We start from the raw sequence: 15,102 nt of genomic DNA on the forward strand, positions 1-15,102 counted from the left end.
CTTGCCATAAGTACGATTTTCAATGCTAACCTACTTATATAAAAGCTCATCCATATAAATTGGCAAGAACAAAGCTAGGGAAATGTAGCTGTGATTAATAATTAGGGAATTGAAATTTATTAATAAATTTGTGCTGTTAATTACGACATCAATTATTTTTCAACTATAAAATGTGTTTCTAAACCGTTCTTAGGCAAATATATTTTTAATGATTGTGTAGCTACCGCTTCAAAAGTAACTCTCAAAAGTATTTTTTACCATTTTAGGTATTGATAATGACTTACAACGCAGAGGAAATGCAGCAGATTCTCGAAGTAGCTTTTAGACAAAAGCAAAAGGGAGAATATACAAGAGAACAAATTATAGAAATAGCCTCAGAATTAGGTGTTTCTTCAGAGTCGCTACAAGCTGCGGAACAAGAATGGTTAAAAAATAATGTAGAAGTAAAAAAAGAGCAAATGTCTAATAGTCAACAACGGAAAGGTTTCAAATCTCACCTATTTACTTTTCTGGCAATTAATGGTTTTTTGGTCTTGTTAAATTTGGTAGTAAGCCCTGGATATTTCTGGGCAATTTATCCCATACTAGGATGGGGATTAGGTTTATTACTGCATGGAATGAAAGTTTATATTAGTAATGCCTAAAATAGATACCCGACTTCTTTAAGAAATCGGGTATCTTATCCCCTTTTAATTTAAGATTTACTAGAGCGCTCTTTTGGGCTTGATAATTACTCAACTATATTCACTATTGTGGAACTAGCTAATGTTGGTGTGGTGAAAATTTGCGAGTACAAGTTCGTCGGTTGTTGACGAGCGACAATTGGTAAAACCTGACGAGCATGAGCCGCAATTTCTACTGTTTTCACATCATAAGTTTGTGTGATCATCTTAGGATAAAAACCAATACCGATGATGGGAACTAATAAGCAAGCGGTGATAAACAATTCACGGGGCTTAATATCAAGAACTACAGCATCTAAATGTAAGTCTTGATGTTGCTTGCCGTAGAACACTTGACGCAGCATGGACAGTAAATAAATGGGTGTCAAAATCACGCCAACTGCTGATAAAAAGATGACGACAATTTTGAAGCTGGAACTGTAAACATCACTGGTAGCAAGACCTAAGAATACCATCAATTCACCGACAAAACCACTCATACCAGGTAAAGCCAGAGAAGCCATTGCACCTATAGTAAAGAGAGCGAAAGTTCTGGGAATTACTTTACCCATACCGCCCATTTTATCCATCACTAAGGTGTGAGTACGTTCGTAAGTTACACCGGAAAGGAAGAATAAACTAGCAGCAATTAAACCGTGAGAAACCATTTGTAATACAGCACCGCTGATACCGATTTCTGTATAAGATGCAATGCCAATTAACACAAACCCCATGTGAGCAATTGAAGAGTAAGCCAGACGGCGTTTGAGATTGGTTTGAGCAAAGGCGCAACAAGCACCATAAACAATATTAACTACACCTAAAATCGCTAAAACTGGAGCAAAGGTAACATGAGCATCAGTTAACATTTCTACGTTAAAGCGAATTAAGGCATAACCACCCATTTTTAACAATACACCTGCCAAGATCATTGAACCGGGTGCGGATGCTTCACCATGAGCATCAGGCAACCATGTATGTAAGGGAAAAATGGGTAGTTTGACACCATAAGCGATTAAGAAACCTGCATAGAGGGCTAATTCTAGGGTTTTGGGATATTCTTTCATTCCCAATTCGGTCATGTTGAAGGTGAAGTTATCACCATAGAAAGCCATTGCAAAACCAGCTATCAGTATAAATATAGATGCTGCGGCGGTATAGATAATAAACTTGGTAGCTGCGTAACGGCGGTTTGCACCTCCCCAGATGGAAATTAGTAGGTAAACAGGTACTAACTCAATTTCCCACATCAAGAAGAACATTAATAAGTCTTGGGCGAGAAATACTCCTAATTGAGCGCTGTACATAATCAACATCAACGCATAAAATAAACGCGGCTTGTTGGTTACTTTCCAAGCCGCGAATACTGCGAGTGTGTTAATGAAGCCTGTGAGAAGTATCAGGGGCATTGATAAACCATCAATGCCTAAAGACCAGTTAAAGCCAATTTGGGGTATCCAAGGATAGCTTTCTGTCATTTGCAGGGCGGAACTTTGAAAGTCGTAATTCTGCCAAAGGGCAAAAATCATGAGTACAAAGTCTAATAATGCCACTCCCAAGCCGTACCAGCGGACGGTTTTACCCTCTTTATCTGGAATAAGGGGAATTGCGAGGGCTGCCACTAAAGGCAGGAAAATTATGGCTGATAACCAAGGAATTTCTATGGCATTCATCACTGTTGACAATATGTTTTTGGTTTTGCTTTTGTTTACATTATATTAAGGAATCGTTACGTCTGTAAACGATTTCTTATGAAGATTTCCAATTTGGAAGATAGATAGTAATAAATACTTACTAAATTATGCCGCGAGTCCATTCTAAATGTAAATTTTTGCAACGTCAACAAAAAAACAGCGACTAATATCGCTGTGTTTAGTTATAATGAACAGCTTGAGGATAAATTAAATTTTTATCAAAGTTATCTCTGTTTCTTAGACAATACGGTTGACAATCATCCACACTTCTCGATCTGATCTTACGAAAGGGACAGAAATGGTCTTAAAGCCTGTGATGAAAGGTTTGTAGTAAACTTGCCAATACATGGGACTAAGTTCATCGGCGCAGGTTTTGAGGAGTTTAATTTCTTTTGCCAGTTCTCCAGCTAGTTCATTAACTCGTTCGGCATGAACTTGAGCAATTTTTTTGGCTTCTTCTAGCTGTTCTTGTTGTTGGGAGATGCGGATAGACATGGGCAAATACCGATTTAGATGAGCTTTCCTTTGTTGTATTTGCTTTTCTAGGTAATATAGGGCATCGTCTATGCCTTTAAGTTCGGCGGACAGTTGGACGTTTTCTCTGGCTTGACGACGGTAAGCTTCAACTATGGCTAGGGGTGAGTCGTTTTCGCCCGATTCTACATGATGATTAGTCAGTGCAGCGCGTTCTTGTTGGAGTGCTTGAATTTGAGATTGTAGCGCTGCTATTTCTGACTGAATTTTTTCCATATATATTATGATGGTTAAGTAGGTTGGCGTTGAAAATTGTCGTCATAGCAAGGCAAGAGGCAAGAGGCAAGAGTAAAGAAGTTTTCAGCGATTTTACATTTCTTTACACAGTTTGGTTTTATTGTGTTCACCTACTTAATTGGTAATTGGTAATAAAAAACCAATCTAAAATTTACAATATACTAATCCTTCAACTTTCAATCATCTGGTCTATCTTCGGTAAATTGATCAATTGCCTCTACCATGCCTTCTGAATAGGGTTCAAGGACTGTGGAACAAGCATAAAGATCAGCAAGTGCTTGGGAAAATTCTTCGGAATTGGGGTCAGTATTTTTGATGGCTTGAATTGCTTGAATTGCCTTTTCTAGCTGAGGTTGATATTCATTCAGAAATATTTCTAATCGTTCATAAGGATTTTTATAGCGTGATATCATTTGCTTAATCTCCTTTCTAATTTCGCAATATTCTGGCGACAATTTGCCACTGTTTTCTCCCAATGGGCAATTAAACCTTGATCTTGTGCTTCTGTTGGTTTTTCCTTTTCCTTGGCGATTTTTTCTAGATGTTCTTCTAAGGCTTGATGTTGTCCTTTTAGTTTTTTGCGGGTTTCCTGATTTTTACCCATAATTCTAATTTTAGTCTTCTCCTGACTAATTTAATTGTTATAGTGCGATCGCCAGGCAATTCGGAGAAATCGCTATTTTTTTGTGCAGATTTCTCGTAAATTAGATTAAGTAGGAAATATACTTGTACCTTGCGGATCGAGGGGAAGCGATCGCACAATTGAGTCCATACCCATTGCCATCCAGGTATTTGCCATTGCTGTTTCTACGAATTTGGTATGACTTGTATTAACTAAAGCTAAGAGTGTGGGACCTGCGCCACTAATAACTATGCCATAAGCACCAGCAGCGACAGCCGCCGCATTCACAGCATCATAACCAGGAATTAAGGATTGGCGATAGGGTTGATGTAATTTATCTTGCAAGGCTGCTGTTAACCATTCTTCTCGATTAGTGGCTAAACCCCGCAATAATAAACCCAAATGAGAAATATTGAAAATTGCATCAGCGCGACTAACTTCTGTGGGGACAACCTTTCGTGCTTCTGCGGTTGATAACTCAAAGTTAGGAATTGCTACAACTGGAACTATATCCCGATGCCAGAGAATATCGCAAATTTCCCAACCTTTTTTGCTGGTAGCAGCCAGACGACAGCCACCTAATAACGCTGGTACTACATTATCAGGATGTCCTTCCATTGCGATCGCCAATTCCATCACCTGCAACTCAGACAAAGGCGAACCAGCCAACTCATTAGCCGCAACCAACCCCCCGACAATAGCAGTCGCCGAACTACCCAAACCTCGCGCCAAAGGTACACCCAATTTGATTTCTATTTTCACCGCCGGTGGTGTTTGTTCTATATATTCATATAACTTGATAAAAGCTTGATATAAAAGATTAGTCTCATCAGTTTGTACCTTTGCGGCTTCTAAACCAGAGACTTGAATAATTAACTCACCTGCATCAAGAACAGTAAACTTAAATTCGTTATACAGCTTTAAAGCTGCACCAATACAATCAAACCCTGGTCCCAAATTCGCCGTCGTCGCGGGAACTTTAACAGTAATGCTAGAAACTACAGACATTGAAGTTAATTGACAATTTCAATATGAACTACCCCATCTTACAGGTTTTTCGCTATCATCAGGATTATAATCAGCTAAAGCCTTTGTCTAATTTTCATAAAAGCCGCACCCGTCACTAAAGCCGCAAATTGTCCCCAGTAACTCACGCTAGAGAAGGAACTACCACCAGCCATATTTAAACTCCCTATGCCATAAAATGATTGCTGAATAAACCACCAAAATAAATACAAAATAGCTGGTACTTCCACAGGGATATACAAAACCAATAAAGTCAAAACTGAATATATTTTTGCCTGGGGAAATTTGATCAGATATGCACCCAAAATAGATGCAATAGCTCCATTCGCGCCAATAATTGGCATTATTAAATCGGGGGATAAAATAATTTGGACTATGCCAGAAAAAAAGCCAGAAGTTAAATAAAGTAGTAAATACTGTTTATGTCCTAAAATACGTTCGACCGTTTTCCCAAATACCCATAAAAACAGCATATTTCCTAAGATTTGGCTAAAACTACCATGCAGAAACAGCGATACAGGTAAAGAAAGTAGCCGCCAAAATACAATTACCCACGCCGCAGAATTGTAAAAAAAAGCGTTAGCAATTGCGATATTTATTTGAGATGGAATAATTCCCCAATTATTAATTAAATCTCCTAATTCATTACTCCAATCTAATTTAATTTCCCAGAAAAATATGACTATATTAATCCCAATCAACCAATAATTAATAATAGGCTTTTGCCAACTGCGAATATTATCATCTATAGGAATCATCTTGATTTTAACATTTAAGTTACTGATTTTTAACTACTAATTAATATTTTTCCCCATTTTCTCATTTTTGTGTGGCAAGATTATCATAATGTAACACAATGTTCAAATAGGCTCAGGAAATGCTAGGAAACACCCTTGTAGGCAGATACCAAATCACCAATTACCTGGGAGGTGGCGGATTTGGTGAAACTTATGTTGCTAATGATACTCAATTACCAGGCTCTCCTCAGTGTGTAGTTAAGAAACTTAAACCTCAGTCTAGTCAAACAAATTACAACAAAATTAGTAAATTCTTCAGATATTACTAAATCTACTGTTGCTATTGGCACACCCGGTTATACTCCTGGAGAACAAGCACAAGGAACACCAAAATTTAGTAGTGATATCTATGCTTTGGGGATTATTGCTATTCAAGCTTTAACCGGATTATCACCTGATCAATTAGAGAAAGATGTCGAAAATAATGAAATTATTTGGCAAAATAACGCCACTGTATCTCCAGAATTTGCCCAATTTTTAAATCAAATGATCTGTTATGATTTTCGCCAACGTTATGCTTCTGCAACAGATTATTTAGTATGGTATAATTTAGGGAATACACAATACAATAATACAATTTACAGAAATATCAAGAAGCGATCGCCTCCTATAATAAAGCCATCCGTTATCAACCCAATCAGTATGAAAGTTGGTACAGTAAAGGCAATGCCTTGTTAAATTTGCAACAATACCCACAGGCGATCGCCTCCTACGACAAAGCCATAGAAGCCCGCACCAAAGCCCAAAATACTCCAAAATTCCCCATCAAATTCTAATTCCCCTCAAATCCTTCTCTCTGCGCCTCTGCGTGAGAAAAAAATCATCCCATTAACTCAGCAACACCCTGAAACATTGCCAAAATCCAGTAAAATCTAGAATATTATCTCAAAGAAATCTCAAGCCCTTGCAACTTGAGTCAAAATTATGGACGTATTAGAACTAAAACGCGAAATCGAACTGTTATCTAGCCGCCTGGGTAAAACCCAGGACTATCTTTGACGTACCCGCACTCAAAGCCAAAATTCACGACTTAGAACAAATTTCCGCCCAAACAGAATTTTGGGAAGACCAAACCCAGGCACAAAACACCCTGCAAGAACTCAATGATCTAAAATCCCATTTAGATCAATATTACAAGTGGCAAACCAACTTAGACGATACCAGGGCAGTTGTTGAGTTATTGGAACTAGAAACCGACACAGCACTATTGCAAGAAGCGGAATCTACCATTACCAAACTCAATCATGAACTAGACCAATGGGAACTACAACAACTACTTTCCGGCACTTACGACGACCAAGGCGCAGTCTTGACAATTAATGCCGGTGCTGGTGGAACAGACGCACAAGACTGGGCATTTATGCTCATGCGGATGTATACCCGGTGGGCAGAAGATCATGGTTACAAAGTCACCCTAGCGGAAGAATCAGAAGGTGACGAAGCCGGAATTAAATCCGCCACCCTAGAAATTACCGGACGTTATGCCTATGGTTACTTACGTTCCGAAATGGGTACTCACCGTCTCGTGAGAATTTCTCCCTTCAATGCTAACGGCAAACGGCAAACCAGCTTTGCCGGCATCGAAGTCATGCCGCAAATAGATAACACCGTCAAATTAGACATACCAGAAAAGGATTTAGAAATTAGCACCACCCGTTCTGGCGGTAAAGGTGGACAAAACGTCAACAAAGTAGAAACCGCAGTCCGCATAGTTCACCTCCCCACCGGTCTAGCAGTCCGGTGTACAGAAGAACGTTCGCAACTGCAAAACAAAGAAAAAGCGCTCGCCCGTCTCAAAGCCAAACTATTAATCATTGCCAAAGAACAACGCGCTCAAGAAATTGCCGAAATTCGCGGTGATATGGTTGAAGCTTCCTGGGGTAATCAAATCCGTAACTATGTATTTCATCCTTACCAAATGGTGAAAGACCTCCGCACAAATACTGAAACCACAGCCATTACCGATGTTATGAATGGTGAACTGGATATGTTCATTCAAGCCTATCTCCGGCAAGAAAACCAGATAGTTGAAGCGTAACTTAGATCCCCGACTTCTTTGAGAAGTCGGGGATCTTTGCTATATTTCCCTGACAGAGGTTACAGTAATAAAAGAGATGATAATGAATTGATTATGGACAAATCCCCTGCCACAGAACCTCAACCCAGCTATGTCAAACTCGCCATGCGAAACATGGTCAGAAAAGGCGGCACTTCCCTCAAACACTTGGCGTTAACTGCCGTAGGACTGTTATCTGTCCTGGTGGGTTTAGCATACCTTACCCGCTAAGTGAGGAAAACTTGTGCCGCTACAGGTTGAATTATATTTAGAAAATTGCTGTGATGATTCTTCCCCAATTCCTCCTGAAACTTGGGAAAACTGGTTTTGGCAATGGTTGGAAATTCTTGAGGATTACCTGCCAACTGCACCTAGTTATGAAATCAGTTTGCGTTTGACAACCGATACAGAAATTCAAACCCTTAATTCCCAATATCGTCAACAAGATAAACCTACAGATGTCTTAGCCTTTGCATCTTTAGAAGCAGATTTACCACAAAGCGAAGAAATGCTGGTAGCCATGCCTTTGTATCTAGGTGATATAATTGTCTCTATAGACACAGCACAACGTCAGGCACAACAGCAGGAACATAGCTTGTCTACAGAGTTGGCTTGGTTAACGGCTCATGGTTTACTACATCTATTAGGTTGGGATCATCCTGACGAAGAGAGTTTGATCGAAATGTTAAACGAGCAAGTTGTATTACTGAAGGAAATAGGTATTATTATTAACTTAGAGTTGTAGGTATATCTTAACAACTGCAAATTTTGGTAATTACCTTATAGTGTAGCTGATTTAAAATAGCCTACAATTACCTCACAGTTGATCTGGTTATGAAAATAGGTAAATTCTCACTCTTTTACATACCCTATTCTTTTGTCTATGCCCCCAAAAGTCTCATCTTCACCAACCAATAATAGCTTACCAACGCTTGTGTCCAAAGATAGGGAACTTTCCTGGCAGATTGCCTCTAATCTATTTGTTAGTTTTAAGTATGCTTGGGCTGGAATTACCTACGCTTTTCAGACTCAAAGGAATTTTCGGATTCATGTAGCCGTCTGCGCCTTGGCTATTGGATTAAGTGTATTTTTACAGTTAGAAACAGTAGAAGTATCCATAATTTTTGTTACCAGCGGTTTAGTTTTGACCTTAGAGTTAGTGAATACTTCTATTGAGTCAATTGTAGATTTAACCGTCAAACAGTCTTATCATGAGTTGGCAAAAGTTGCTAAAGACTGCGCTGCTGCTGCTGTACTTGTCTCAGCTTTAGTCGCATTATTAGTTGCCTCTACATTAATATTGCCTCCTTTAGCAAGGTTAATTCTGTCTAGGTTCTAAATGGTAGATTGTGAATAGTAGAGACGTTTTCAGGGAACATCTTTGATATTTTTAAATAAAATTAGGTAAAAATTGTGATATTAGTCATTGATAACTACGATAGTTTTACGTATAATTTAGTACAATATTTTGGGGAATTAGCAGTAGATTTCCCAGTTGCTAAAGACCTACAAGTAGTCCGAAACGATAAGATTACTCTAGATGAGATTAGGGAATTAAACCCCGATGCAGTAGTGATTTCCCCCGGTCCTGGTCGTCCAGATGATGCCGGAGTTTCCCTAAATGCGATCGCCCAATTAGGAGATCAACTCCCGATTTTAGGTGTGTGCTTAGGACATCAAAGTATTGGTCAGGTTTTCGGTGGTAAAATTGTCTCTGCCCCAGAATTGATGCACGGAAAAACCTCTTTGGTATCTCATACAGGCATAGGAATTTTTCAAGGTTTAGAAAATCCTTTAACCGCTACCAGATATCATAGTTTAGTTATTGAACGCGAAACTTGCCCGGAAGTATTGGAAATTACAGCTTGGGTAGAAGATGGTACAATTATGGGCGTGAGACATCGGCAATATCCTCACATTCAAGGAGTCCAATTTCATCCAGAGAGTGTCCTAACTGCCTTGGGTAAGGAATTACTGAGAAATTTTTTACGAGCTTTGTAAGGCAACTATTCTTATGAAACGACGACAATTGATAGGCTATGCTGGAGCAGGTTTAGTAACGGCTATAGTTACTAATTTAGGTGATCAAGTTCCAGTAAATGCCCAATCTGGTGGTGTATCAATTCAGTGGTTAGGCCATACCTGCTTTTTATTGACCAATGGTAACATCAAAATTCTAATCAATCCCTTTAGCAATTTGGGTTGTACAGCTAAGTATCGTCCCCCAAAAGTTAAGGCAGATTTGGTGTTAATTAGCAGTCAACTGTTGGATGAAGGGGCAATAGATAAAATACCAGGAAATCCCAAATTAGTTTATCAACCGGGTGTCTATGAGTTTCGAGGTGTTAAATTTCAGGGAATTACCACAGACCATGATCGTAAGGGTGGAAAACAATTTGGGCAAAATATAGCCTGGAAATTGAACCAAGGTGGAATTAATCTACTGCATTTAGGGGGTGCTGCTGCACCGATTACCCTAGAACAAAAAATTCTCATGGGTCGTCCTGATGTATTATTTATTCCTGTTGGCGGCAGTGATAAAGCTTACAATCATCAAGAAGCAAAACAGGCAATTGATGTCTTAAATCCTAAGTTAGTTATTCCTACCCATTATCGTACCCAAGCGGCTGAAAGTGGCAAGTGTGACATTACTCCAGTAGACGATTTTCTAAATTTGATGCAGAGTGCGAATATTAATGTCCGCCGCAGCAACAATGATTCTGTATTAGTTAATTCTAAAAGTTTGCCAGAAAAAACGGAAGTTCAACTTTTGAGTTACAAGTTTTGATTCCTTAATTTATTGTAGGTTGGGTTGACATGAGAAAACCCAACAAATTTCCAACTAAAATTAAGTGAAAAGATAACTTGGTATGGAGCAGATGCAATGATGAGAGTTTGGCTTATATGTTTTTTAATTCTGTTTGCCCTAGCGGAATTTTTTAAGTGGTTACGAGGTTTTTCTGTTCCGTTACCAATATATATATTAGGTGGGGTATTTTTAGCTGTTGCTTCTAATTATGATAAGATATTTGGCTATTATGTCAGTAATGCTAGTGTAATTACACCTGTGGAAATATCCCAGGAAATACCTAAGTTGGCATCATCAGTAAACTCAACTCCAATTTCTGAATTAATACTTAGTGCTGTACCTAAATCCGATATTCAAGAATCTGCCAACAATTGAGTTGCTATATAGGGGGAGTCAGGAGGTAGGGGCGCAGGGCCTGCGCCCAGTCAGGAGTTCAGGAGTTCAGGAGTCAGAAAGAAGAATAAAGAAGAAGAAAATTGTTACCGGCCTGTGGTTTGCATCAGGACAATATGTGGATGTTGCCTGAGAAAATGAATAACTTCGTAAATATAACCCGCATAAAACATAAGATTTTTGTTAAAATTACTGGAAAATTAGAAGTTGAGTAGCTTTTAAGACAGAAAAAAAAAGTAGCAAATACTACGAATTGTATTGAATGAAGACAAATATCGTAGACGCAGAGGAACAAAAACAAGTGTTCAGAAAATTGACTATCATTGGGTGTTTAACTCTATTTCTACTGGTAGGGTTGTTAACAGGAAATGCTTTGGCAGAAACCTCAGCAACCGTGCCTAGTCCGAATACAGGTGACACAGCATTTATGCTGATTTCCTCAGCTTTAGTAATGCTAATGACACCGGGATTAGCATTCTTTTATGGTGGGTTTGTGCGATCGCACAATATTCTCAACACATTGATGATGAGTTTTGTGTTAATGGCGATTGTGGGAGTCACTTGGGTTCTTTGGGGTTATAGTCTTTCCTTTGCCCCTGGGTTGCCCTTCATTGGTGGTTTACAGTGGCTGGGGTTAAATGGTGTTGGTGTGGAAACCACAGGTTATTTGCAAGGTTCAGCCCCTGCGGAGGTAGTTTCCTATGCGGGGACAATTCCCCACCAAGCATTCATGATCTATCAAGCCATGTTTGCAATTATCACCCCAGCCTTAATTTCGGGAGCGATCGCCGAACGCATGAGTTTCCGTGCCTATTGCCTATTTGTAGTCCTGTGGTCAACCTTTATCTACACACCCCTAGCACACATGGTTTGGGCAAAGGGAGGATTTTTAGGTTTATACGGCGGTATCGGCGCTCTCGACTTTGCTGGTGGTACAGTAGTGCATATTAGTTCCGGTATTTCGGCACTGGTAGCCGCAATTGTCCTGGGTCCGAGAAAAAACTATCCAGATCGTCTTAGCCCTCCCCATAACGTCCCCTTTATCTTATTGGGCGCTGGGTTACTTTGGTTTGGTTGGTTCGGTTTTAATGCTGGTAGTGCCTTATCCGCCGGCACAGTAGCCACAGTCGCCTTTGTTGCTACTAATACATCAGCCGCCGCTGGGGCGTTAATGTGGTTAATTTTAGAAGCTACATTACGAGGAAAGCCCACCGCAGTTGGTGCAGCCACAGGTGCAGTCGCCGGTTTAGTGGGAATCACCCCAGCCGCTGGATTTGTCACCCCTGTAGCCGCAATTTTAATCGGTTTCACTACCTCTGTCGTCTGCTTTTATGCAGTGAGTTTCAAGCACAAATTGCAGGTTGATGATGCCCTAGATACCTATCCTCTCCACGGTGTTGGAGGTACTATCGGGGCGATTTTAACAGCTTTCTTTGCCACAACTGAAGTAAATAGCGGAGGTAAAGATGGGGTACTGCGCGGTAACTTCGATGAATTATTTGTGGAACTAGCAGCGATCGCCATAGCCTATATTATTGCTGGTGTAGGAACTTGGATTATTCTGAAAATTATTGCTGCTACAGTTGGTTTACGAGTCCCAGATCAAACCGAAGATCAAGGCTTGGATATTAACGAACACGGAGAAGAAGGTTATAATTCCGAATTTGCAGATCGTATCTCTAATAAGTAGAAGGCAGGGGAGTAGGGAAGAATATTTTTCTTCCCAATCACAACTGACAGATTTACAATTAAATTCAATATCGGTAATGTTTATTCGTCGTGTCTAATCGTGTAAAAGCCTTTCCCGTCTGGGGATTATTCGCACTGTTAACTAATATTATCCTAATGTTAGCAGTCGTTTTATTGATTTGGCGACAGCAAAAACTAACCCCTGTGTTAGCAACCACAGCTATTCCATCTCCCCCAGAACCAGTGAACCTGAACTGGAAAAATCAATATGTAGCACCAGAATTAGGCCTCCGGCATAAGCTCAGTTATCCCCAATGGTTGGATATCCTCAAACAAGAAGCTAAAATAACTGCTGACAAAAATCCCCAGCGATTAAGCATATTAGCGGGAGATTCTCTGAGTTTATGGTTTCCACCGGAGTTATTACCTGAGGATAGAAGCTGGTTAAATCAGGGCATATCTGGGGAAGTTAGTAATGGATTATTGCAAAGATTAGATTTTTTTGATCGCACCCAACCGGAAAAGATTTTCATTATGGTGGGTATTAATGATCTAATTCGTGGGCTAGATGATCAGGAAATTTTAGCTAATTATCGGCAAATTATCAGTTATTTGCGAAGAATACATCCCCAAACCGAAATTGTCGTTCAGTCAATTTTGCCTCATGGTGGAGAGAAAGCAACTTGGGAAGGAAAAGAAAAACTTCTAGCAATTCCCAATTCTCGGATTCGCAATTTGAATCAGGAATTGAATAATCTCGCTACTGAAAAAGGTGCGAAATATCTCAATTTACATCCCTTATTCACCGATAAACAAGGTAATCTGCGATCAGATTTTACAACCGACGGTTTGCATCTGAGTCCCCCTGGTTATCTAGTTTGGCGGACTGCCCTACAGATGTATAGTAACCAACAAATAACACCCCAAGCAGCTAAACCCGAAAAGATCAACTCAAAAAGTAGGATATAAATCCAAATTTCCTATCTAGATCATCTCAAAACACGAGAAAATCAAAAGTAGTAATTATTAGTGGTCAATCTAAAATGGATACAAAAGCTTTTAAACGTAGCCTTCAACATTCAGACAATTACAATCGTAAAGGCTTTGGCCATCAAGCGGAAGTCGCTACCCAGTTAGAGTCTGAGTTTCAGAGTAACTTAATTCAGGAAATCCGCGATCGCAACTACACCATCAGACGTGGTAATGTCACCATTCAACTAGCACAAGCATTTGGTTTTTGTTGGGGCGTAGAACGGGCTGTAGCCATGGCCTATGAAACCCGGCAACATTTTCCCACAGAACGGATTTGGATTACTAACGAAATTATTCACAATCCATCCGTGAATAAAAGAATGCAAGAAATGCAAGTAGAATTTATTCCCGTTATTGACAAAGTGAAAGACTTTTCTGTTGTTAATAGTGGTGACGTAGTAATTCTACCAGCCTTTGGTGCAAGTGTTCAAGAAATGCAAATATTGCATGATAAAGGTTGCCAAATTGTTGATACTACCTGCCCCTGGGTATCCAAAGTATGGAACACCGTAGAAAAGCACAAAAAAGGTGATTACACCTCAATTATTCACGGAAAATACAAGCATGAAGAAACAGTTGCCACCAGTTCCTTTGCCGGGAAATATTTGATTGTTTTAAACTTAAAAGAAGCAGAATATGTCATTAATTATATTCTCAACGGTGGCGATCGTGAAGAATTTTTAGCCAAATTTTCCCAAGCCTGTTCAGCAGGATTTGATCCTGATCAAGACTTACAACGGGTAGGAATTGCTAACCAAACAACCATGCTCAAAGGTGAAACCGAACAAATCGGTAAAATGCTAGAACATACAATGATGAAGAAATATAGACCAGCAGAATTAAATCAGCATTTTCAAAATTTCAACACCATCTGTGATGCCACTCAAGAACGTCAAGATGCTATGTTAGAATTAGTCGAAGAAAATGTAGATTTAATCATAGTTATTGGTGGCTTTAACTCATCAAATACTACCCAACTACAACAAATTGCCTTTGATCGGGGTATTCCTTCCTATCACATTGATTCTGTAGAACGGATTCAATCAATTAATAGCATTGAACATCGGCAATTAACAGGAGAATTAGTAATTACAGAAAATTGGTTACCAGATGGAGAAATTAAAGTTGGTGTGACTTCTGGTGCTTCAACACCGGATAAAGTAGTTGAAGATATCATCGAGAAAATTTTCGCCCTCAAAGCAACAGCAGCTTTAGTTTAAAATGTCATTTCTTTCCTTACCTATCCTTCAGAAAAGGTAGATTAGTAGGGGCTAACCCCCTGTGGTTGCCCCATAACCCCCTGTGGTTGCCCCATAACCCCCTGTGATCACCCTATGAATCGGAGTAGACACGGGGGCGCTACCCCTACATCAAATCCAAATATTTTATATAAGTAGGTGAACACAATAAAATCAAACTCTGTAAAGAAACGTAAAATCGCTGAAAACTTCTTTAATCTTGCCTCTTGCCTTTTGCCTCTTGCCTTTCTCTAACAACGATTTTTAACGCCAACCTACTTAATCAATTTTGCTTACCTATCTGCCGAGTCCT

18 protein-coding genes and 1 pseudogene are annotated in these 15,102 nt (G+C 39.5%); 13 read left to right on the forward strand and 6 right to left on the reverse strand.

Going from position 1 to position 15,102, the window contains the following annotated elements:
- Positions 1–275 precede the first annotated feature (275 nt).
- Positions 276–644, forward strand: a complete 369-nt coding sequence (locus tag CA730_RS21045; RefSeq protein WP_096670262.1) for a 2TM domain-containing protein — start codon at positions 276–278, stop codon at positions 642–644.
- 86 nt (positions 645–730) lie between these two features.
- Here CA730_RS21045 and CA730_RS21050 read toward each other — a convergent pair whose 3' ends face one another.
- The 6 genes from CA730_RS21050 to CA730_RS21075 form a co-directional block, all read right to left on the reverse strand.
- Positions 731–2,335 (reverse strand): NAD(P)H-quinone oxidoreductase subunit 4, encoded by a 1,605-nt coding sequence (locus CA730_RS21050; RefSeq protein ID WP_096670264.1) that lies wholly within the window; start codon positions 2,333–2,335, stop codon positions 731–733.
- Positions 2,336–2,593: 258 nt separating this feature from the next.
- Positions 2,594–3,106 (reverse strand): hypothetical protein, encoded by a 513-nt coding sequence (locus CA730_RS21055; protein WP_096670266.1) that lies wholly within the window; start codon positions 3,104–3,106, stop codon positions 2,594–2,596.
- Between the two features lie 197 nt (positions 3,107–3,303).
- Entirely contained in the window at positions 3,304–3,540 is a 237-nt protein-coding gene (locus tag CA730_RS21060; protein ID WP_096670268.1) for a hypothetical protein, read from the reverse strand.
- Positions 3,537–3,731 carry a hypothetical protein gene (locus CA730_RS21065; protein ID WP_096670270.1) on the reverse strand — a complete coding sequence of 65 codons (195 nt, stop codon included), beginning with the start codon at positions 3,729–3,731 and terminating at the stop codon, positions 3,537–3,539. The genes CA730_RS21060 and CA730_RS21065 overlap by 4 nt, the downstream gene beginning before the upstream one ends.
- Before the next feature lie 105 nt (positions 3,732–3,836).
- Positions 3,837–4,757, reverse strand: a complete 921-nt coding sequence (gene thrB, locus CA730_RS21070; RefSeq protein WP_096670272.1) for a homoserine kinase — start codon at positions 4,755–4,757, stop codon at positions 3,837–3,839.
- A 74-nt stretch (positions 4,758–4,831) separates the two neighbouring features.
- On the reverse strand, positions 4,832–5,533 hold the full coding sequence (locus CA730_RS21075) for a rhomboid family intramembrane serine protease (protein ID WP_096670274.1): 702 nt from the start codon (positions 5,531–5,533) through the stop codon (positions 4,832–4,834).
- A 119-nt stretch (positions 5,534–5,652) separates the two neighbouring features.
- On the opposite strand from CA730_RS21075, the pseudogene CA730_RS21080 reads away from it, so the two are divergent.
- The 12 genes and pseudogenes from CA730_RS21080 to CA730_RS21130 all read left to right on the forward strand — a co-directional run.
- Positions 5,653–6,100: pseudogene (locus CA730_RS21080) on the forward strand (hypothetical protein); the annotation flags it as partial.
- A 71-nt stretch (positions 6,101–6,171) separates the two neighbouring features.
- A complete protein-coding gene (locus tag CA730_RS26590; RefSeq protein ID WP_456236409.1) occupies positions 6,172–6,348 on the forward strand; it encodes a tetratricopeptide repeat protein in 177 nt (58 codons plus the stop codon).
- Between the two features lie 148 nt (positions 6,349–6,496).
- Positions 6,497–7,610 (forward strand): peptide chain release factor 2 gene (prfB, locus tag CA730_RS21085; RefSeq protein WP_096670276.1). Its coding sequence is split into 2 segments (ribosomal slippage): positions 6,497–6,568 and positions 6,570–7,610, totalling 1,113 coding nucleotides; the frame shifts between segments, so codons are not numbered across the junction.
- 93 nt (positions 7,611–7,703) lie between these two features.
- Positions 7,704–7,859 carry a DUF3285 domain-containing protein gene (locus tag CA730_RS21090; RefSeq protein ID WP_096670278.1) on the forward strand — a complete coding sequence of 52 codons (156 nt, stop codon included), beginning with the start codon at positions 7,704–7,706 and terminating at the stop codon, positions 7,857–7,859.
- Positions 7,860–7,872: 13 nt separating this feature from the next.
- Positions 7,873–8,373, forward strand: coding sequence for an rRNA maturation RNase YbeY (gene ybeY, locus CA730_RS21095; RefSeq protein WP_096670280.1), 501 nt, complete (start codon positions 7,873–7,875; stop codon positions 8,371–8,373).
- A 138-nt stretch (positions 8,374–8,511) separates the two neighbouring features.
- Positions 8,512–8,967: a diacylglycerol kinase family protein gene (locus CA730_RS21100; RefSeq protein ID WP_096670282.1), complete on the forward strand. Its 456-nt coding sequence runs from the start codon at positions 8,512–8,514 to the stop codon at positions 8,965–8,967.
- Positions 8,968–9,041: 74 nt separating this feature from the next.
- On the forward strand, positions 9,042–9,629 hold the full coding sequence (locus tag CA730_RS21105; protein WP_096670284.1) for an anthranilate synthase component II: 588 nt from the start codon (positions 9,042–9,044) through the stop codon (positions 9,627–9,629).
- A 13-nt stretch (positions 9,630–9,642) separates the two neighbouring features.
- Positions 9,643–10,416, forward strand: a complete 774-nt coding sequence (locus CA730_RS21110) for an MBL fold metallo-hydrolase (RefSeq protein WP_096670286.1) — start codon at positions 9,643–9,645, stop codon at positions 10,414–10,416.
- Between the two features lie 99 nt (positions 10,417–10,515).
- Positions 10,516–10,812 carry a hypothetical protein gene (locus tag CA730_RS21115; protein ID WP_096670288.1) on the forward strand — a complete coding sequence of 99 codons (297 nt, stop codon included), beginning with the start codon at positions 10,516–10,518 and terminating at the stop codon, positions 10,810–10,812.
- A gap of 280 nt (positions 10,813–11,092) precedes the next feature.
- Positions 11,093–12,520 carry an ammonium transporter gene (locus CA730_RS21120; protein ID WP_407919753.1) on the forward strand — a complete coding sequence of 476 codons (1,428 nt, stop codon included), beginning with the start codon at positions 11,093–11,095 and terminating at the stop codon, positions 12,518–12,520.
- Positions 12,521–12,609: 89 nt separating this feature from the next.
- On the forward strand, positions 12,610–13,488 hold the full coding sequence (locus CA730_RS21125; protein ID WP_096670290.1) for an SGNH/GDSL hydrolase family protein: 879 nt from the start codon (positions 12,610–12,612) through the stop codon (positions 13,486–13,488).
- A 74-nt stretch (positions 13,489–13,562) separates the two neighbouring features.
- Positions 13,563–14,771 (forward strand): 4-hydroxy-3-methylbut-2-enyl diphosphate reductase, encoded by a 1,209-nt coding sequence (locus CA730_RS21130; protein WP_096670292.1) that lies wholly within the window; start codon positions 13,563–13,565, stop codon positions 14,769–14,771.
- The last annotated feature ends 331 nt before the right edge of the window (positions 14,772–15,102 follow it).

Source organism: Dolichospermum compactum NIES-806, assembly GCF_002368115.1.
Taxonomy (GTDB): domain Bacteria; phylum Cyanobacteriota; class Cyanobacteriia; order Cyanobacteriales; family Nostocaceae; genus Dolichospermum; species Dolichospermum compactum.